The organism is Sorangium sp. So ce381, assembly GCF_051473845.1.
Lineage (GTDB): Bacteria > Myxococcota_A > Polyangia > Polyangiales > Polyangiaceae > Sorangium > Sorangium atrum.
The window spans coordinates 9,908,211-9,926,438 of the sequence record NZ_CP150336.1; the positions used below are offsets into that span (position 1 = coordinate 9,908,211).

17 protein-coding genes are annotated in these 18,228 nt (G+C 68.3%); 6 read left to right on the forward strand and 11 right to left on the reverse strand.

What is annotated here, in order from left to right; all coding sequences use genetic code 11:
* Positions 1 to 109 precede the first annotated feature (109 nt).
* A complete protein-coding gene (locus tag WMF29_RS37175) occupies positions 110 to 2,803 on the reverse strand; it encodes a penicillin acylase family protein (RefSeq protein WP_437324840.1) in 2,694 nt (897 codons plus the stop codon).
* A 272-nt stretch (positions 2,804 to 3,075) separates the two neighbouring features.
* Between WMF29_RS37175 and WMF29_RS37180 the strand changes: the two genes are divergently transcribed.
* Positions 3,076 to 4,248, forward strand: coding sequence for an SUMF1/EgtB/PvdO family nonheme iron enzyme (locus WMF29_RS37180; RefSeq protein ID WP_437324841.1), 1,173 nt, complete (start codon positions 3,076 to 3,078; stop codon positions 4,246 to 4,248).
* 73 nt (positions 4,249 to 4,321) lie between these two features.
* Here WMF29_RS37180 and WMF29_RS37185 read toward each other — a convergent pair whose 3' ends face one another.
* The 7 genes from WMF29_RS37185 to WMF29_RS37215 form a co-directional block, all read right to left on the reverse strand.
* Positions 4,322 to 5,320, reverse strand: a complete 999-nt coding sequence (locus WMF29_RS37185) for a HupE/UreJ family protein (RefSeq protein WP_437324842.1) — start codon at positions 5,318 to 5,320, stop codon at positions 4,322 to 4,324.
* On the reverse strand, positions 5,317 to 6,135 hold the full coding sequence (locus WMF29_RS37190) for a peptidyl-prolyl cis-trans isomerase (RefSeq protein WP_437324843.1): 819 nt from the start codon (positions 6,133 to 6,135) through the stop codon (positions 5,317 to 5,319). The genes WMF29_RS37185 and WMF29_RS37190 overlap by 4 nt, the downstream gene beginning before the upstream one ends.
* A gap of 137 nt (positions 6,136 to 6,272) precedes the next feature.
* A complete protein-coding gene (locus tag WMF29_RS37195) occupies positions 6,273 to 7,508 on the reverse strand; it encodes a polysaccharide deacetylase family protein (RefSeq protein WP_437324844.1) in 1,236 nt (411 codons plus the stop codon).
* A 459-nt stretch (positions 7,509 to 7,967) separates the two neighbouring features.
* A complete protein-coding gene (locus tag WMF29_RS37200) occupies positions 7,968 to 8,855 on the reverse strand; it encodes a phosphotransferase family protein (RefSeq protein ID WP_437324845.1) in 888 nt (295 codons plus the stop codon).
* Positions 8,852 to 8,986, reverse strand: a complete 135-nt coding sequence (locus tag WMF29_RS37205; RefSeq protein ID WP_437324846.1) for a hypothetical protein — start codon at positions 8,984 to 8,986, stop codon at positions 8,852 to 8,854. The genes WMF29_RS37200 and WMF29_RS37205 overlap by 4 nt, the downstream gene beginning before the upstream one ends.
* Before the next feature lie 11 nt (positions 8,987 to 8,997).
* Entirely contained in the window at positions 8,998 to 10,041 is a 1,044-nt protein-coding gene (locus tag WMF29_RS37210) for an NAD-dependent epimerase/dehydratase family protein (RefSeq protein WP_272104250.1), read from the reverse strand.
* Positions 10,042 to 10,084: 43 nt separating this feature from the next.
* Complete coding sequence (locus WMF29_RS37215; protein ID WP_437324847.1) at positions 10,085 to 11,122, reverse strand: deoxyhypusine synthase family protein; 1,038 nt, start codon at positions 11,120 to 11,122, stop codon at positions 10,085 to 10,087.
* Positions 11,123 to 11,560: 438 nt separating this feature from the next.
* Here WMF29_RS37215 and WMF29_RS37220 point away from each other — a divergent pair, with 438 nt between their 5' ends.
* Genes WMF29_RS37220 through WMF29_RS37230 form a run of 3 tightly spaced genes read left to right on the forward strand, consistent with a single transcriptional unit; the run spans position 11,561 to position 13,430 of the window.
* Positions 11,561 to 12,127, forward strand: a complete 567-nt coding sequence (locus tag WMF29_RS37220) for a hypothetical protein (protein WP_437324848.1) — start codon at positions 11,561 to 11,563, stop codon at positions 12,125 to 12,127.
* The gene (locus tag WMF29_RS37225; protein ID WP_437324849.1) at positions 12,124 to 12,891 is read left to right on the forward strand and encodes a hypothetical protein; all 768 of its coding nucleotides are present in this window, start codon (positions 12,124 to 12,126) and stop codon (positions 12,889 to 12,891) included. Before WMF29_RS37220 ends, WMF29_RS37225 begins: the two co-directional genes overlap by 4 nt.
* Positions 12,888 to 13,430, forward strand: coding sequence for a hypothetical protein (locus WMF29_RS37230; protein WP_437324850.1), 543 nt, complete (start codon positions 12,888 to 12,890; stop codon positions 13,428 to 13,430). Before WMF29_RS37225 ends, WMF29_RS37230 begins: the two co-directional genes overlap by 4 nt.
* 498 nt (positions 13,431 to 13,928) lie before the next feature.
* On the opposite strand, the gene WMF29_RS37235 is transcribed toward WMF29_RS37230, so the two are convergent.
* On the reverse strand, positions 13,929 to 14,615 hold the full coding sequence (locus tag WMF29_RS37235) for a TetR/AcrR family transcriptional regulator (protein WP_437324851.1): 687 nt from the start codon (positions 14,613 to 14,615) through the stop codon (positions 13,929 to 13,931).
* A 120-nt stretch (positions 14,616 to 14,735) separates the two neighbouring features.
* Between WMF29_RS37235 and WMF29_RS37240 the strand changes: the two genes are divergently transcribed.
* Entirely contained in the window at positions 14,736 to 15,506 is a 771-nt protein-coding gene (locus WMF29_RS37240; RefSeq protein WP_437324852.1) for an SDR family NAD(P)-dependent oxidoreductase, read from the forward strand.
* A 24-nt stretch (positions 15,507 to 15,530) separates the two neighbouring features.
* Here the strand turns inward: WMF29_RS37240 and WMF29_RS37245 are convergent, their stop codons facing one another.
* Complete coding sequence (locus tag WMF29_RS37245; RefSeq protein ID WP_437324853.1) at positions 15,531 to 15,701, reverse strand: hypothetical protein; 171 nt, start codon at positions 15,699 to 15,701, stop codon at positions 15,531 to 15,533.
* A 16-nt stretch (positions 15,702 to 15,717) separates the two neighbouring features.
* Positions 15,718 to 16,326: a cytochrome c-type biogenesis protein gene (locus tag WMF29_RS37250; RefSeq protein ID WP_437324854.1), complete on the reverse strand. Its 609-nt coding sequence runs from the start codon at positions 16,324 to 16,326 to the stop codon at positions 15,718 to 15,720.
* A gap of 268 nt (positions 16,327 to 16,594) precedes the next feature.
* Between WMF29_RS37250 and WMF29_RS37255 the strand changes: the two genes are divergently transcribed.
* Positions 16,595 to 18,184, forward strand: a complete 1,590-nt coding sequence (locus WMF29_RS37255; protein ID WP_437324855.1) for a cytochrome B6 — start codon at positions 16,595 to 16,597, stop codon at positions 18,182 to 18,184.
* Positions 18,185 to 18,228: the final 44 nt, after the last annotated feature.

An 18,228-nucleotide genomic window follows, 5' to 3' on the forward strand; every position in this document is an offset into this window, starting at 1 on the left:
AGTCTGGATCACGCGCCTGCGCGGGCGGCGGTCGCGATGACCCGCGCGCTCGCGCAGGCGGCGACCGGCGACATGGCGCCGCCGGGGCCCGCCGCGCGCTCGCGCAGGGTCAGCGCGCCGGCGAGACGTCCACCACGCTCGCCGGATCCGTCACCGCGCCCGGCCCGAAGTGGAACTCGAGCGGCTCGTTGTCGAGCCATTGCGGAAGGAGGTTGTTGTAGAACGCGCTCTCGCGGTGGAGGTCCGACCCGCCGGGGAGGCCGAAGCGCATCTTCGGGCCCTCCGGATCCGCGTCGATGACGAGGCGGATCGACGGCCCGTTGGCGAAGGCGAAGCTGGGCTTCTCGCCGTCCGGCGGGAGCGCGCGCGATCTCGGGTTGGCGACGTTGACGGTGAAGAGCCCGCCCGGCGCGGCGTAAGGCCCCGCGTTGTACACCGCGAGGCCGAAGTTATCGAAGATGCTGCGGAGCGAGAGCGTGTGGACGCGGCCCCAGCGCCAGTCGTCCGCCGGGCCGATGACAGCGAGCGAGGCGGCCGCCTTCGTGAGCGCCCGGAGCACGATGTCGTCCTGCGTCTCCACCACACCGTCGGTGGTCACGTCGTCCCAGAGCAGGGGACCCGAGCTCAGGCGCGCCGGATCGCGCAGCGCGCGCGCCACGACGGCCAGCCCGAACCCGGGCTCATCGACGCCCGCCGCCGCTGCCTCGTCGCCCAGCGCCTCGCTGACGATCGCATAGAACGTCGCGTGGAACGCCGTGCAGCCGATCGACTCGGCGGCGAGCGTCGCGTCCTCCACCTTGCCCGCGCGCGCTGGATCGTGCCCGTCGAGCCCTGTCGGACACGTATGGTCCCAGGCGGCGAGCGCGTCGACGACGGCCTGCTCCTCGTCCGTCAACGTCGCCAGCTCCGCCGCCGAGAGCACGGCAGGCACGACGAAGCTGCCATAGAGCGAGTACGTGTCGCCTTGCATCGCCGTCATGGTGTCGGGCGAATGCGCGTCGCCGCCTTCGTCGAGCAGATCGAGGATCCGCTGCTCGCGCGTCCCGTCGGCCTTGCCCCACGCCTGGAGCGCGCCCTGCCCGTCGTTCGTGGGATCGCCGTCGGCGGTCGCGCCCGTCATGTCGCCGTTCGCCGTCGCGATCGCGGCCGCAGGCGGGTTGAGCAGCTGCGGCAGCTCGGCGAACGGGATCGGGTCGCCCCACTCGGCGCTCCCGTCCCCCGGGAGCGGCAGCCACGCGGGCACCTCGGGCGACGCCCAGGGCCGCGCCGGCACCTTGCTGTACGGGAACCAGCCGATGTTCCCCTCGGTGTCGACAACGACGAAATTCTGGCTGACGGTGCTGGTCGCCTCGAGCCCCCTCCTGGCTTCGGCGACGCTCCCAGCGCGCCCGAGGGCGAAGAACGCGTCGAGGTCCGTCCCGCCGTCGTGCCCGCGCCACCGGATGGTCACGGCGGTGCCGGCGTCCGCGTCCTCGCTCACGATGGGCCCGTGGTGCGGGACCCAGCGGAAGGTCTTCTCGATCGTCTCGCCGGAAGCCGCGTCCTTGAACGAGAACTTCTTCTCGACGATCGCCACGTCTTCCCCCTTGAAGTCGACCGACGCGCCGTCCCCTGTGAGCGTCTCCAGGTAGACGTCGGCCAGGTCGTAGTACGCGGTGGTCACGCCCCAGCCGATGGACTCGTTCTGTCCGACTATCACGCCCGGCATGCCCGGAATCGTGGCGCCGGCGACGTGGTATTCGCCGTCGCCCCTGCTCTTGGCGTCGAGCTCGACGGGGAACCAGATGCTGGGATTGCCGAGCAACAGGTGCGGATCGTTCGCCAGGAGGGCGTGGCCGCTCCCGGTGCGGCCCGGACCGACAGCCCAGTTGTTCGACCCGGCGTCGCCCGCCATCTTGCGCCGGCCGTCGCCGACCTTCGCCGCGCGCTCCGCCGCGCCCGTGAGGAGCGCCCGGCGCGGCGAGAGCCGCGACACGGCCACCGGCGCGAAGGGCCGCACGAGGTCCGCCGTCTGCGCGGCGGGCACGGTGGATGCGTCGAACACCGGCGCGGGCGAGAACAGATCGGCGGCGAGCGCCGCATCGAACAGCGGTATCTGCGCCGCGAGCTCGAGCTCTTGCCCGCTGTTGTTCGAGAGGTCGTTGAGCACGTAGAGGCCGACGGCTGTGCTGTCTTCCGGCCTCCAGTCGCGGATCGCCTCCTTCACCATGAGCGCGAGGTTGTACTCGACGGTCAGCGTCGCGCCGTTCCTCTTGTTCCGCATGTCGGCGAGCCAGGCGTTCACGCCGCGCGCATACGCGTCCAGATGCCCTTTCACCTTCGGGCTCGCCTGCTCGTAGAGCGCGCTCTCGAGCGGCTCGCCCTCGCGCGTCGTGAAGAAATGGCGGTTCTGATAGTCCTGCTCGAGCACCCGCGCGCCCGCCTTCACCAGCCCGCCGAGCGATCCCTCGACGAGGTTGCGGATGAAATCCATGAAGAAGAAGCGGTTCTGAGCGTGGAAGTAACCGAGCGCGGCGAAGCAGTCGTCGTCGGACGCGCACTCGAGGTGGAGGACCCCGAGCTCGTCGGTCACCGCCCGGACATCCCCGTCGAGATCGGGAATCGTCACGCCGCCGGCGTCCGATCCCCCGGCGCCGCCGCCCGCTGCGCCCCCGCCCCCCGCTGCTCCTCCGCCGCCTTCACCGCCATTGCCACTTGCCGCGCTGGACGGGGCTTCGCCGTCGTCGCCGCACGAGACGGCGGCCGCCGAAGCGGCAAAGACGAACGCAAGAACCAGCGAACCGAAACGAGCCGTACGCATCATCAGCGATACTCCTTCTGCCTTCGGGCGCACGATATCACGCGCCTTCGGCGGGAACGGCGATCTATGCGCGTCGATAGCCTGCCGGAGCAGAGGGCGAGATCTGCAGCGCCACATCGCGGAGCCGGGGCTCCCGGAGAGCGCCCGGCGCGCCGCCGCCCGGAGCTCGCGCGGACCCCCGCCGGACCGCCGCCGGCACGGCCGGAGCGCGCGGCGTCGATCCGGGGGCGCGACGCCTGGTTCCCCTCGCCGCGATCTCGACTATGACGCCGGGCATGCGACGCCTCCTGCTCCCCCTCTCCCTCCCCACCCTCACGCTCGCCGCCGCCTGCTCCGGCGCGCCCCCGGAGCCCGCTCAGTCGGTGCCCTCCCCGCGCGCGCACGACGGCCGACCGCCCGCGGCCGCGGCGCCCCCCGCCGAGCCCGGAGCCGGCGCGCCCCCCGCCCCGGAGGCCGGCGCGCCCGCCGCCCAGGCGGGGACCGCCGGCGGGGAGACCGCCGCCGCCGAGGAGCAGGCGTGCCCGGCCGACATGAAGCTCGTCGAGGGCGAGTACTGCAGCGAGGTCGAGCACAGCTGTCTCCGCAGCTGGTACGACAAGTCGAACAAGAAGACGATCTGCGAGGAGTTCGCCCCCACCCCGGCCCGCTGCACGGGCGACAAGACGAAGAAGCGCTATTGCATCGATACGTACGAGTGGCCGAACAAGAAGGGGGAGCGGCCCGAGGTGATGAACCGCTTCCACCAGGCGCAGGTCAAGTGCGCCGCCGTCGGCAAGCGCCTCTGCACCGAGTCGGAATGGACGCTCGCCTGCGAGGGCCCCGAGATGAAGCCGTTCCCTTACGGGTACTCGCGCGACGCGACGAAGTGCAACGGCGACCACATGTGGGACGATCCCGACATGAAGAAGGTCGCGAAGCGCGACCCGGGCGAGCTGGCCCGCCTCTGGAAGGGGGTGCGGAGCGGATCGCAGCCCCAGTGCATCAGCGACTATGGCGTCGCCGACCTGCCCGCGAACACCGACGAGGTGGTGGCGAGCGAGACGAGCGGCGGCTGGCGCGGCAAGTTCGACAGCGTCCACACCGGCGGCCCCTGGTACAAGGGCGTGCGCAACCAGTGCCGGCCGAAGATCTACACCCACGACGAGGGGTTCTATTATTACTTCCTGAGCTTCCGCTGCTGCGCCGAGCCCGACGGCAAGGCCACCGAGCCGCGGACGCCCCGCCAGGTCCAGGAGGGGTGGGACATGGCTCGCGTCGAGCGGATGGCGCAGTTCACGGTCGAGGAGATGCGCGGGAAGCTCGAGCTCAAGCAGCAGGGCAAGTGCGAGTGCAAGGCGACCGACATCCTGTGCAAGACGATGTGCGGCACGCTGCTCGGGCCGGGCGCGGTGGACGCGACGCCGGGGGGCGGGGCGCCCGCTGCGCCGGGTAACGGCGAGAAGCGGTGAGCGGCGAGGCGCCTGCCGGGCGCTGCAGTGGAGCGCGAAGGGGCCGCCTCCACGCCGCAGCCTGCGGGATCCGCTACATGCGGGCGTCCGTCAGCATCGCCACGACGCGCTCGATCGACCAGTAGCCTGCCATTGCGCCCATCGCATACACAACGCCGCGCCTCACCGTCGCCGGCTGCGTGGGGACCCGCGCGGCCAGCAGGCGCAGCGCGACCACCAGCGCGATCACGCCGAGCTGGCCGATCTCCACGCCCACGTTGAAGAACAAGAGCGCGATCGGCACATGCCTCTCCGGCAGCCCGATGTCGAGCAGCGACGAAGCGAACCCGAGCCCGTGAAGCAGCCCGAAGGCGAACGTGACGGCCCAGGGGGCCCGGCGCGTGAGCGAGTCGGTCGACCGTAGGCACTCGCCGCAGATCAGCACGATCGAGAGCGCGATGGCCGCTTCGACCGGCGGGGCAGGCAGCGTCAACCAGCCGAACACGGCGCAGGCGAGCGTCAGGCTGTGCGCGACCGTGAAGGCCGTGACCGCGCCGAGCAGCTTGCGGCCGCCGCGCACGAGGAGCGTGAGCGCGATGACGAAGAGGAGATGGTCGAACCCGGTCAGGATGTGCTCGACGCCGAGCCACGTGTAATCGACCATGATAGGCCGGAGCGCGCGGAGCCCGGCGGAGGCGGGGATACCGTAGACCACCAGGCTCGGGTCGTTGCCTGTCAACACCCGGACGAGCCGGCTGCCATTCCGCCACTCGACAACGACCATCACGTTGGTCTCGGTCCCCTCGAGCCAGGGAAGCTCGATGGTGCCGACCAGGCCGTCGTGACCGCAGTCGAGATACGCTCCCTCGACCTTGCAGGCCGGAGGGAACACGGCGGGCGTCGCGAGCTCGGCCTCCAGCGCGGACGAGCTCGCCTGCCAGCGCACGAGGAACCGCCCTTCGTGACCTTCCACCTCCGTCAGCGAAAGAAGCGCCGAGTTGAGCGCGTGGCCCGCCGCGGGGGCGGGCGCCAGGAGCAGGGCCAGCAAGAACGGCAGGGACCGAGCCAGCCGGAGCAGACGCGAACGATTCAAGGACTCTCCTTGAATCTGTACTGCGCAAGGAGGCTCTTGACGAACTCGTCGACGGCTTCCTTCTTCCTTGCGGCGGCCCAGTCGGTGGTGAGGATCGCGCGGATCGCCTCGCGGCCGGGCAGCCCCCCGCTTATCTGGTTGACCCGCACGAGCAGCAGGCTGTCCTGGGTCTCCAGGGGCTGCCACGTCGCGAGCGGCGAGCTGCCAATGCTCTCGGAGACCGCCGGTCCGAACTTGTCCGCGAGTGAATCGCGGGTGAGGTTGCCACCCACGATCGGACGACCGAGCGTCCTCGGGTCCGCACCGTCGGCCAGCGCCCGTCGATACGTCGACCGCTGCTCCTCTGCAGCCGGATCGCTCCTGGGAAAGGTTACGACCTCGAAATCGTACCGCAGCGGCGTCTCGTACTTGCTCCGGTGAGAAGCCAGCCACGCGTCCAGCTCTGCATCCGTCGGCTCCCGCGCCGCTATCGGCTGAGCCGCCCGTGTCCGCAGCTTCTCGGCCAGCGCGACCCGCACCGTCGCATCCTGCCGATCGAGCCCCTCCCGCAGCGCCTCACGGTAGAGCACCTCGTCCCGCTTCCACCCGTCGAGCGCCTCCGCCAGCTCCGCCGCCGTCGGCGCCCGCCCCATGGTGTCGCGGAACTGCCGTTCCAGGTCCGTCTTCAGCCCCGTGCTGACGACGATCTCCCTGGGATCGCCGGCGACGAGCCGGTGGCCGAGGAACAAGAGCGCGCCGATGAAGAGGAAATGAATGACCGGTTCGCGGAGCAACCGAGCGAAGCTCCCCATCGTACTCCCGCTGGTGTCAGGCATGAAACGCGCTCTCGCTGGAGGAGAGGAGACCCAAACGCTTCGGAGACGTCAAGCTCCAGCTGCGGGACCTGCCGCGGGTGGGGCCGGCTACGCCCGAAGCCGCGCCGGTGAAGGCGCGCGGCTTCGGGCGGCTCGCGTCACGGCGAGAGCGTGACGGACTTCGCGTCGAGCGCAACTTCGTAGTAGCCGTGCGGATCCCACTTGAGCGGGGCGCCGTTCTGCTTGAGCGTGCCGCCGGTGACCGTCACGCGCACGTACTTGCCCGGCGGGAAGTTGGTGGGGAGCGTCCAGTTGTAGGTCGTGTCGTTCCCGTTCTTGGTGTTGGTGCCGTCGGTGATCGCCTTCTGGCCGCGCCAGTAGGCACCGATGGTCTCCATGGTGCCGATCCACACGTCGCCGTATGCCTTGACGGCCTTGACGTGATCGACCCAGGCCTGGAACGGGATGGGCTGATAGGCGCCGTCGTTGCCGCCGGTGAAGCCGTGGATGCAGAAGGTGCGCCACTTCTTGCCGCTTCGCGCGCTCGAGACCTCCGAGTCCATCTGCGCCTTGGAAGCGTTGGTCGGGGGAATGTAGGTGGGCAGAACGAACGGATTGCTGTTGTCGTTCGGGCCGATCAGGGCGTTGGACACGCCGCGATTGATCATGAAGCGCGTCCGGGCGATGCCCTCGTAGACACCCGCGCCGTTCGGGGCCGCCATCGTGTACGGCGTGACGTCGTACTTGTCCTTCATGTCCTTCGTCGCGGCGTCCGTATCGGAGCCGTTGTCGTTGCTCGAGTGGCTCCTCGTGTGGTTGGCGAGCTCGTGCCCGCGCGTCAGAGCCTGTTTCCAGACCGCGTTGTTCGCTTCCTGCTTACCGGTCCAGACGTAGAAGGTGAACGGCACGTCGAGCGCCATCATCTCATCGAAGTGCTGGATCTGGGTCTGGTTCACGTCGTCGAAGCTGTACGTCACGGCGCCCGCGAAGCCGGCCCAGTCGATGACCTTGAACCCGCCCGCCGCACCGGCCGGCTTCGGCACATTGCCGCCGCCGGGCGCCGGCGGAATGCCGGAGTCGGGCAGCGATCCTCCATCACCGCCACCGCCCGTCCCTCCTCCACCCGCACCCGCTCCGCCGGTGCCAGCCGGGTCCGAGCCGCCCGTGCCGGCCGGCTCCGAGCCGCCCGTGCCGGCCGGATCCGCGCCGCCATCGCCCCCGGTCGACGCCGAGGTCGTGCTGGGCTCCCCGCCGCTGGAGGAGGAGCTCCCCGGCGTGCCGCCGCTGCTGCTGGTGGTGCTCGTCGTCTGCTGGCCACCGGTGGTGCCGCCGGAGGTGTCCTCCCCGTCATCACCGCCGCAGCCGCTGACGTGCAGCGTGCCCAGCAACAACATCGCACCGAGCGCCAAGGACGATGACGCAGGAAAATTTTCGAAGTGGAGGAATCGCAAAGATTTCGGCATGAGGTGAGGATACAAATTCCCGGAAGGCGCTCAAAGGATTATGCACGACGCACGCGGGTCGACGCATCGCACGAATGGCTCACATGTTACCAAAAGTAGCGAGCGGCTCACGTGACCCAAAGTAGCGAGCGGCCCACGTGTTACCAAAAGTAGCGAGCGGCCCAGATGTTACCGAAAGTAGCGAGGGCCGCGTCGGAGCGCTCCGCCGTATCTTTCTAGCGACGCGGCGACTGCTGGAGCGTACCGGGCTTCGCGTCGGCCTCATGTGCAGCGCTGTCCCCCTGACTCGCCAGGTGTATTCCAACCCGCCTGGACGATCGGCAAAGCAGACGGGCGGCCCCGTGGTGACGGCCGGAGGAGCCGCCCGCCGCGTGGGTCCACGGGTCCGCTTCACGGGTCCCCCTGGTGTCCGAGCAATACGCGTCGACACCATCGATGCAGGCGCGCGTCGTCGGTCGCGAACGACCAGCGGGCGGCGAGCCATCGCTCTGCAGGCGCGAACAGCGCGTCGAGGTGCTCGGCCAGCAGCCACTCCCGGGCGAGGCGTCGGTCGCGATCCGTGGCGGTCGTGGTGATGAACGGCGTGAGGTAGATGACGGCCGACAGGGGATCGAGCCGAGCGTCTCCCACGATGGGTAGGCCCCCGAAGTCGATCACGGCGCTCACCTCCTGGCCTTCGACCAGCACATTGCCTGGATAGAAGTCCATGTGCACGAAGCTCGGTCGCTCCGGCTCGGGCAGCGCGGCGGCCAGACGCGTCGGATCGATGCCGTCGAACGCGCTCCCGGCGCAAGTCAGGCTCTTCCTTGCGCGCAGCTCGAGGTAAGAGCGGTAAGAGGGCGTCCGGATCGGCTCGGCTTCACAGAGATCGCCGTACCACGCAGCGCTCACCCGCAGGGCTCTCAGCTGTGTCGAGGCCTCGAGATAGCGGGTGATGAGACGTTCACGCTCGGCGCCGGCCGCCTCGCCGAGCACCTGCAAGAGGGGTCGCCCGGGGAACCGCGGCTCGAACGTGATGAGGCGGCCGTGCAGCTCGGTCATCTCCAGGACACGGGGGATCGAGAACGGCACCGCGCTCGCGTTTTGGTGGAAGTCCTCGAGCAGCTGGGCTCGTCGAACGACCGTCTCCCGGACGGTCCCGGGATGGTGGACGCGCACGACCCGCTCGCCGCCCAGTGCGAACACGCAGGCTTCACCGCCGATGCCGAGCAGCGCATCCCGGGTCAGGCCGAGATGGCTCATCACCTGCAGCAGGGGGGCGTCGTCCTCGATGCTCATTCCGGGGCCCAGCCTAGCAGCCTCGGCCCCTTCGCGATGTCCGCGACGCGCGAGCTCCCCGCCGTCCAGTCCGGCGGCTCGACGAGCTTCGGGAGCCCGCGCCCTGAGATCGAGAGGACGGCGTTCACCACGCCGCGGCCCGTCAGAAGAACGTCTTCAACAGGCCGATCGCGCCCTGCTTCCAGGGCACGCGATGGGTCACACCCGAACGGCTCTCGAACTCGCTCCGGTGCGCCCGGTACCACTCGAGGTTGCGCACCAGCGCGTCCTTGTTCGAGTACTTCGGCGCGTAGCCGAGCACCCGCTCGGCCTTCTCGATCGACACGAACGAGTCCTTCGACGCCGTCTCGTAGACCCACTTGTAGAGCGGCGACACGCCCATCGCCTCGAGCGCGCGCAGGCCGAGCACCGCCGGCGCCGCCGGGAAGGGCACGATCTTCTTGCCCTTGCCCACAGCGTCGAGCACCGCCTGGTAGTCCTCGCCCATGGTGGTGAACTCCTTCGCGCCGATATTGAAGGTGTCGTTGGCGACCGACGCATCCTTCGTCATGCACAGGTAGATGGCCTCGCAGAGATCGGCCACGTCGAGGAGCTGATAGCGGTTCTTGCCGTCGCCGATCATGGGGAAGCCCTTGCCGTCGAGCGCCCAGTCATAGAGCAGGGCGAAGACCCCGAGCCGCTCCGGGCCGATGAACGACTTGGGCCGGATGATGGGCACGACGAGCCCCCGGCCGCGCTCCTCCAGGCACACGACCTCGGCCTGGATCTTGGCCTGTCCGTACGGACCCACGCCGTCGAGCCGGTCGTCCTCGCAGAGCGGGTGGTGGTCGGGGATGCCGTACACGGCCGTGGAGGAGATGTGCACCGCGCGCTCGACGCCGTGGCGGCGCGCGGCGCTCATGACCACGCGCGTGCCGATCACGTCGGTCGTGTAGATCTCCTCCGCCGTGTACAGGGGCAGCGCGGCCGCGGTGTGCACGACAAAGTCGTGCCCCTTCACCGCCGCGTCGACGGCCGCCGCGTCACGGATATCCCCGCGCACCTCGCGGATGCTCGACCGCTCGGGATAGTCGAAGTCCAGGAGATCGAGCGACGTGACTTCATAGCCGCGCTCGAGCAGGTGCCGCACCAGATTGATCCCGAGGAAGCCCGCGCCGCCCGTGATCAGGACCTTCTTCTTGCTCATCGTCTTGCAACCTCGCTTCAGGAATGAGGAGAGCCGCCGACGCTCACGCGCCGCGCGCCTCGATGATGGCCCGAGCCTCGGCCGGGTGGCGCTTGCACTCGAGCAGCGCTCCGAGCAGGAGCGGCGCCACGATGGTGGCGTCCGACTCGATCACGAACATCGGCGTGTCCGCGGTCAGCTTGTCCCAGGTGATCTTCTCGTTGGGCGTGGCGCCGGAGTACGAGCCGTAGGATGTTGTCGAGTCGGAGATCTGGCAGAAGTAGGCCCAGGGCCGGGCCGGCTCGCCGAGATCGTACTTGAGCGACGGCACAACGCAGATGGGGAAGTCTCCCGCGATCCCCCCGCCGATCTGGAAGAACCCCACACCCGCGCCTGCGCTGAGCGCGCGGTACTGATCGTAGAGCTCGGCCATGTACTCGATGCCTGACTTCACGATGCTCGCGCTGCACTCGCCCCGCTTCACGTAGGACGCGAAGATATTGCCGAAGGTCGAGTCCTCGTGGCCCGGGACGACCAGCGGCAGCCCGGCCTCCGCGGCGGCGAGCAACCAGCACTCCTCGGGCGGTCCACGGTGGAGCGCGGGCTCGACCGCCTGGACCAGCTCGTAGAAGTACTCGTGCCAGAAGCGGCGCTCGCCGCTCGCCGTCGCCCGCTCCCACCTGGGGACGATGTGCTTTTCCACCGCGCGGAAGGCCTCGTCCTCGGGGATGCTGGTGTCGGTCACGCGCCGCATCCGATTGTCGAGGATCCGCGTGTCGTCCTGCTTGGTGAAGTAACGGTAGTCGGGGAAGTCACGGTAGCCGTCGTGCGCCACGAGGCGAAACAGCGACTCCTCCAGGTTGGCGCCGGTCACGGACATGCCATGGATCAGGCCGGCACGGATGGCCGGCGCCAGCGTGATGCCGAGCTGGGCCGAAGACATCGCCCCGGCCACGGCCCAGAACATCTTCCCCCCTCGCTCGATGTGCTGCCAGTAGGCGAGGAGCGCGTCGCGCGTCGCGCGGGCGTTGAAATTCTTGTAGTTGCGGAGAACAAACGTGAGGAGGGGCAGCGTCGTGGCCCCCGAATCCGTCTCAGCCATGTTTCGCCGAGCCTCAGCGACCACAACGGTCGTCCCGGTGGTCTCGGGTCGCGCAGGCCACCAGGGACGCGCTACGGACCGGCGCAGACCGGGCCGCCATCGCAACGTCGGGTGGCTTCGGGGGCACCGTAGCACAAATCGCGTTGATCGTGTCAAGCCCGTCTGAACGGGCGGGAGCGTGCAGGAGACATGCGCCGCCACGGACAGGGCGAGCACAGCGGCAAGTACGACATGGCCAGCGACGGCATGGCGCTGGCCCACGCTGTGGAGGTGGCACCGCTGCCAGGAGACTGACAAGCGCTCGCGCCTCGCAGGCAGCTGCGCACGGGCGTACGCTCTGGACCGTGCGACCCCTGGCCCGTGTAGTGTTCTCATCTCGATTCCGTTTGACGCCGTTCCTGTGATCAGAAGGATGGCCCGCGTCGCCAGGTTGCTCGCATGTTTCGGAAGACAGGGAAGGAGACGATGAGGACGACAGGCCGGCAGATCTACTCGGCGATAGGGATCGCTCTCGTTCTCAATATCGTCCCGACGCGGGCAGACGCATTCGAGCTGAGCGCCGGAATAAGCCTCGGGGGGATCCGGGCTGGTACCACGACGCGTCTCGCGGTGGGCCCGCATGCAGGAATTTCGTGGCGCATCAAGAGCAATATCACATTCAAGGTTCACGAGCTGTTCAGCGTCATGCCCCCAATCCAGATAGGTGGAGCCGGTGTGCACAATAGCACCGCCGTCGCCCTCGGATACGGTTGGAAGAGTGGCGATTTCACTGCCGGTCCATCGTTCGCGATGTACTTCATGCCAGCCTGCGGGAGCGCGTTATGTGGGCATGTCGCCGGGCTGGCGGCAGGCGCGCATGCGCAAACGAACGTGTACCTCGCCGGAGCGCTAGGCGTGTCGGTGACCGCCAACGTGGATTGGGTCGGCGGGAGCAGCCTCGTGCTTCCAGGTTACCTGTCGGCGCTTGTTGTCGCCGGTCCCGTGCTTCGATGGAGCATAAAATGAACATCAAAAGAATCCTGCTGCTGATCATGACCATCGCCCTGTGCACGCTAACGGCGTGCAACTGGACGGTAGGAGAATGCTATCCCCGCGAGGAGTGGGAGGGGGGTGCAGGTGCAGGCGGACCAGTTGGGCCGCCCGCCCCCGTCATCACCTCCGTCGCGTCGGGGGACTTCGGGGCCGACCCGCAGGGAGGCGGCGAGCGCAAGATCCAGTGCAACAAAACGGATAGCGAAGAAGAAGAAGAGAGCCCGGGCGACAACTCAGCGCGGCCGACAGGTAGCCCGACAAGCCCGCAAGATCCGTGCCCTGGAATCGGCGACATATCCGGAAACGGAGCGACCTTCTTGAGCTGTAGCGATGCATGCAGCTCGAAGTGTCCACCTGGAATGGCCCCATGGGTATACGGAGGTTTCGATCCGTCGGATTTCAATTTTGTTGTCATCATCAATGACCCGGGCACGGGTAAAGGCGGAGGGTGGCAAGAGGCCAAGGTAAACCTGGAGTTCAGAAGACTCACTATCCCGCATCCGATCAAGAGCTGGATCTGCAATTTTTCCATCGGCATGCCGCTCCGGACTGAGATTTATGGACAAATCGATGCTGACCGTGCAGCCAGCCTCAGCGAGGAGATCACGGAGGAGGTCGCAAACCGCATGGAATACGATCTCCCCCCGGGGATATTCTGCGGTAGATTCGTCGACCAGACGCGGACGACGTTCATATCCAAGTACAAGGGGCTCGGCGCTAGGGTGACGAATCCATGATGATAACTCGCTCCGAGCTGCTCGACGTCGTTTACCGCTTTTACCCGCGAGGCGTGCATAACACCGATCGCATCTACGTGCCTCCCGACGAGCCCGTCTACAAGGACACGGAGGAGCACCGCCGCCTGGTGGAGGCCGCGAACCGCGGGCGAGCGGAGTACCCAAGGTGGAACGCCATGATCGACAGGTTGGGGGATCGATACGGCCTTCAAAACGAATCGCTCCACCTGTTGTCCGGGGGGGGCGACCCGGCGTACTCGGCTCGCATCTGGCTCATCGACGAAATTGCGCTCAGCTTCCACGTGTCTCTGCTCGGGCCATACTATGGGATCCATCTCCCCGGTATCCCCGAGGAGGAGCCGGTGGCGCGCGAGGTCGCCCGGGAGATCGAGGCCACGTACCTGGGCTACCGGCGGATCCCGCCGGAGATCGGGAACGAGGTGGTGCCGGATGTGGCGATGAACGTGGTGTTGATGGGTGAGGCGACGATCTACATGTGCCTCTTCTCGGAGGTGTGGACTTGGATCGATCCGGTATAGCCCTTCCCTGGCGTCCGCCGTCCACGTAGCAGCCTTCGGTCGGCGCCGTGCTCGTCCTCGGCCTCCGGCGCCGTCGCTGACGCGGAAGGCTGGTTGTACCTCGAAGAGCACGCCCGGCTCGTGGCCACGCGAATCCGAGCATCAAAGGACGATCGCTGGCACGCCCTGCTGCGTCGCGTCGAAGGGCGCTTCCCAGGCATGGTCATGAACGAGTCGCTCCATCTTCCCTCCGGTGGCTGCGACGAATGTGACTCACTCACGCTCGATCTGGCAGAATAAGCGGTTCTACAACCGCCAGAACCGTATCGACAGTCCGTGGGGGTTTTTGCTTCAGTATCGACGGATGGCTTCCTGCACAAGGATAAGATGTTCGAGGAGCTTGCGCGCATGCGTCCGCACGACGTATGCGGCACCGCGATCTTGATCCGGGCGAGACCGATCCTGCTGCTGCGCGCACCAGCGGTGCGACCCGCCTCGGGATCGAGGGCGGACACATCCTCAACCTGGTTTGCCTTTCCTTCTCTCGCCGGCCCGCTGGCGCGGCTCCCCGCCAGCGGCGCGCCGCCCTGTCCGCGCCGCCCGTTGCGCCGGGTCGACCTTGCCCATCGCTGCGCATGCGAGCCCGGGCAGGGTCTCCTTCATCCACGTCGGGTCCACGGCGCCGGAACCGGAGAGGTAGGCGCGGCAGGCCTGGTGCGCCGGCCCGAGCAGCACGACGTCGATCATCACCTCGGACGAGCGCGCCCCGGAGAAGACGCCGAGCTCCGAGAGGTGCGCGACCGTCTCCGCCTTGAGCCGCGCCTTGGTCTCCCGGAGCGCGGCGCGGTGATGCCCGTCGAGCTCCAGCGCGAGCGCCTGGTACATGAAGCGCGCCTCGCCCTCGTGGTCGAACACCCAGGTCAAGTGCGCCTCCACAAGCGCCCGCACCGCCGAGGGCGCCGTCCTGGCGGCGAGCACGCGCGCGGTCACGTACCCCACCAGCCGCTCGAAGGTCCGCTCCAGCAGCGCCGCCACCAGCGCCGGGAAGTCCTCGAAGAGGTGGTACACGCTCGAAGGGCTCGCGCCCGCCTCCTTGCGGACGTCCTCGATGCCTGTGCGCAGGAGGCCCCGCTGCTCGAAGCAGCGGAGCGCCGCGTCCAGCAGCGCCTCCCGGCGGGCCACGCCGTTCTGTCGAGCCACGGCCATGGCCCTCCCCTACCCCAGCCGCGCACCGCTGGCCAGCAGGCCCAACTGGAAGATTCTTCCAATTTTATCTTGGAAGTTTCTTCCATTTTGTTTACCTTCCTGTCGAAAGCGAGGTGTCACATGGATCTGGGGCTGGAGAAGAGAGCCGCGCTGGTGACCGGTGGCTCGCAGGGGATCGGCAAGGAGGTGGCGTTGCAGCTCGCGGCCGAGGGGGCCCGCGTGGCGCTCACTTACCGGAGCGAGCGGGACAAGGCCCGAGAGGTCGTGCAGGAGATCGAGCGGCGAGGCGGCGAGGCGCTCGCGCTGGAGCTCGACCTCGGATCGGTCGAGTCCGCCAAGGGGGCGGTCGCGGCCACGCTGGCGCGCTTCGGGCAGATCGATGTGCTCGTCAACAACGCTGTCCGCTGGAGCGAGCGCCTGCCCTGGGAAGCGCCGCGCTTCGAGGACATCCCGCTCGCGGAGTGGCAGGGCGTCATCCACGACAACATCGACGGCGCCTTCGCCGCGATCCAGGCCGCGGTGCCCTCGATGCGCGCGCGCGGATGGGGGCGAATCGTCAACATCTCCTCGGGCGTGGCGCTCGACGGGGTGGTGGGCGCAGGGCCGTACGCCGCCGCCAAGGCGGCGCTCCACGGGCTCACGTCCGTGCTCGCGCGCGAGCTCGGGCCGCACGGGATCTTGACCAACGTGGTGGCGCCGGGCTTGACGCTGACCGACAAGGTGAGCGCGCATGTATCACCTGAGTTCGTCGCGCAGCGCGGGAAGGCCTATCCCGTGGGGCGGCTGCTGCGGCCGGAGGAGGTGGCGTCAACGATCGTGTTCCTGTGCTCGGCGGCGAACACCGCGGTCACGGGGGAGATCGTCCGCGCGAGCGGGGGCCGGCCGATGTGACCGATGTAACTGCCACCCACCCGGCTACGGCGCCTGCGCGCCGTCCACCACGGCTGCGAACTCCGGATCGATCAAGCTCTTCATGAAGGCCACGACATCCGCCTTCTCGGTCGGGGTAGGCTTGCCGTCGGCAACCCCCCTGTCGCGCGCGTGACACGAGGCGCACGGGCATTCCGGGTCGCCCTCGAAGGACATGCAACCGGAGGTGCGCTCACGCGTCGAGCTCCCGGAGCTCGGCGTCGAGGCGCTCGTCATACGCGTCGCGGGCAGCCGCAAGGGTGCCTCCGGACGGAGCGGCCTGCGCTTCGTTGCTCCGCCACGAGCGCAGCAGAGCGAAGATCCCGAGGAAGGTCGCTGCGATGGCCAGCAGCAATCCCAGCGCGACCTTGCCGAGCGTGCCTGACGAGGGCGCCGCGCGGAGGCGTTCGCCGTAACGCGCCACGAGGTCCTGCTCGATGGCGTCGGCCACCTCCCCTCGACGGAGGCGCGCGTGGATCTCGCGACGAAGATCGCGCGCCACCTCCGATTCGTGGACATCGAGCGTCTGATCCCAGCAACAAGGCGCGAGCAGACGCGCCGCGAGCGCCCTCTCGCCGGGCGCCGGGGTCGAATCGACGAGCTCGGAGGCGGCTTGACTGGGCGGCGCGGGCTCGGCCCTGCCGGGGAGCGCCACGCCAGCGAGGGCGACGGTCAGCGCTGCCACATGGCGCCAGCGCGAGTTCGTCAGCGATGGGATCCCCACCGGTCCGCTTGCCTTTCGCACGCCGTGAGGGAAGCGGGCCGGATCATTGGCAGACCCGTCGTGGTCTCGCTGGATCATGGCGAGACAGGCTAGCGTCACCCGCTGCCAACGTCCTGCGACACGATGTCGCGCTTGTCGCCGCGCGGCGCAGAGCGCTGGCGGGACCTCGAAGCAGAGCGCCGCCCAGCCGAAAAAGTAGCCTGGGAGCGGCCCGTCCGAGGCTCGGCCGGGCTGTTCAAATTCCCGCGGTTTGTCGGGTCCTGCAGCATTCGATTCTGCCCGCGAGGTATCTCGCGCTGTCCGAGGACCGCTCGAGGATCGGTCTGGCGCTTGCAAACGGACGAGCATGAGCAAGAACCGACCAGCCTCGTCATGGACGACCGTCGCGCTCGCAGAGAGGCCGATTTGCCGCGGCGTCTTCGCGCTCGTCGCGACATCGCTGGTCGGTTGCGGCATCGCCAGCGTGTGGGCACAGACGAGCTGTCCGACCCCGCCTCCGCCCGACGCGATCGCCCGCGCACAGGAGGCTTGCCAGGTCGCGGTGCAACGGCCGGAGCAGAGGAAGACGGCCCACGACCTCTCGGACATCTTCAACGCGCGGAACGCCGAGCCGTCCTCTCCCGTGTTCCTGAGCCAACCGAAGCAGGGCAGGGTCTCGGGGTTCGACTTCTACCGGGATCCGCTGAACTCGGACAAGCCGAACGAGGATCCCACCGCCATCATGAAGCGGGAGATCGCGAACAAACCCAACGTCATGCGCGCTCAGCAGAAGCTCCTCGAGCAGCGCTACGATCTCACGCCCAGATTCGACCCCGTCGCCAGGATGTCGCGCGGCAAGCCGCTCTGCGTTGGCCCGACGGCGCGGCTCCAGAGCGGGCTGACCTGGGAGAAGCTGGCCGCCATGCCTCCCCTGGAGATCAAGCGGCAGGGCGTCTTCCCGTATCCGTCGCTGCCCCATCCCCTGCAGGCGAACGGCGGCCAGGTCTTCCCGAAGATGCAGATCGCGATGTTCCCGCGGCTCGAGCGCTTCGACGTGGACTTCGATCTGCCGGAAGCGTTCCTGCCCGAGTTCCCGCCCGCGATGTTCCTGAGCAACCGGCCGGAGCTCGGCGACGTGTCGCGCGGGGAGGTGGTGTCGATCAACAACTACTACCGGCTCTTCAAGGACATCCTCACGCCGGTGCAGCTCGACGGGCTCCGGCTCCTCCTGACCTCGTTCCCGCAGGAGGAGTTCAACCCGACCGACGATCGCAAGTCGCGTGAGCCGAGCCTCGGCGTGACGTGCCTCGACTGCCACATCAACGGCCATACGACGGGGCAGTTCCACCTGAACCCGGACATGCGCCCGCAGGAGCGGCGCCTCCGCCTCGACACGGTAAGCTTGCGAGGCGTGTTCAACCAGCAGATCCACGGCTCGAAGCGGAGCCTGCGATCCGTCGAAGACTTCACGGAGTTCGAGCAGCGCACGGCCTACTTCAACGGCGATGCCATCCACGCCATGAAGAAGGGCATGAACATCCTCGACCGCATCCAGGTCAGCCACATGGCGCAGCTGCAGAACATGCTCGATTTCCCGCCGACGCCCAAGCTCGACCCGGCGACCGGCCGCCTCGACCGCACGAAGGCGACCCCGAGCGAGCTGCGAGGCGAGCAGATCTTCTTCGGCAAGGGTCAATGCGGAAGCTGCCACACGGCGCCCTTCTATCTGGACAACCAGCAGCACGACTTGCATCTCGAGCGCTTCCTCAAGGACGAGCCGGGGGACGGCCCGATCAAGACGTTCACGCTGCGCGGCATCAAGGACAGCCCGCCGTACCTGCACGACGGGCGTTGCCTGACGCTCGAGGACACGGTGGAGTTCTTCAACATCGTGCTCGGCTTGAACCTCTCGCGCGACGAGAAGAGCGATCTCACCGCCTTCATGCGGCAGCTGTAGCCGTCAGCTGCTGCGGCCGGAGGAGGTGGCGCCGACCATCCGCT

Excerpts from the sequence above, each read along its gene's own strand:
- WMF29_RS37240 (WP_437324852.1), top strand. The coding sequence starts at position 14,736 with ATGGATCTGGGGCTGGAGAAGAGAGCCGCGCTGGTGACCGGTGGCTCG.
- WMF29_RS37245 (WP_437324853.1), bottom strand. The coding sequence starts at position 15,701 with ATGTCCTTCGAGGGCGACCCGGAATGCCCGTGCGCCTCGTGTCACGCG.
- WMF29_RS37230 (WP_437324850.1), top strand. The coding sequence starts at position 12,888 with ATGATGATAACTCGCTCCGAGCTGCTCGACGTCGTTTACCGCTTTTAC.
- WMF29_RS37190 (WP_437324843.1), bottom strand. The coding sequence starts at position 6,135 with ATGCCTGACACCAGCGGGAGTACGATGGGGAGCTTCGCTCGGTTGCTC.
- WMF29_RS37180 (WP_437324841.1), top strand. The coding sequence starts at position 3,076 with ATGCGACGCCTCCTGCTCCCCCTCTCCCTCCCCACCCTCACGCTCGCC.
- WMF29_RS37175 (WP_437324840.1), bottom strand. The coding sequence starts at position 2,803 with ATGATGCGTACGGCTCGTTTCGGTTCGCTGGTTCTTGCGTTCGTCTTT.
- WMF29_RS37195 (WP_437324844.1), bottom strand. The coding sequence starts at position 7,508 with ATGTTGTTGCTGGGCACGCTGCACGTCAGCGGCTGCGGCGGTGATGAC.
- WMF29_RS37215 (WP_437324847.1), bottom strand. The coding sequence starts at position 11,122 with ATGGCTGAGACGGATTCGGGGGCCACGACGCTGCCCCTCCTCACGTTT.
- WMF29_RS37235 (WP_437324851.1), bottom strand. The coding sequence starts at position 14,615 with ATGGCCGTGGCTCGACAGAACGGCGTGGCCCGCCGGGAGGCGCTGCTG.
- WMF29_RS37200 (WP_437324845.1), bottom strand. The coding sequence starts at position 8,855 with ATGAGCATCGAGGACGACGCCCCCCTGCTGCAGGTGATGAGCCATCTC.
- WMF29_RS37225 (WP_437324849.1), top strand. The coding sequence starts at position 12,124 with ATGAACATCAAAAGAATCCTGCTGCTGATCATGACCATCGCCCTGTGC.
- WMF29_RS37220 (WP_437324848.1), top strand. The coding sequence starts at position 11,561 with ATGTTTCGGAAGACAGGGAAGGAGACGATGAGGACGACAGGCCGGCAG.
- WMF29_RS37255 (WP_437324855.1), top strand. The coding sequence starts at position 16,595 with ATGAGCAAGAACCGACCAGCCTCGTCATGGACGACCGTCGCGCTCGCA.
- WMF29_RS37210 (WP_272104250.1), bottom strand. The coding sequence starts at position 10,041 with ATGAGCAAGAAGAAGGTCCTGATCACGGGCGGCGCGGGCTTCCTCGGG.
- WMF29_RS37250 (WP_437324854.1), bottom strand. The coding sequence starts at position 16,326 with ATGATCCAGCGAGACCACGACGGGTCTGCCAATGATCCGGCCCGCTTC.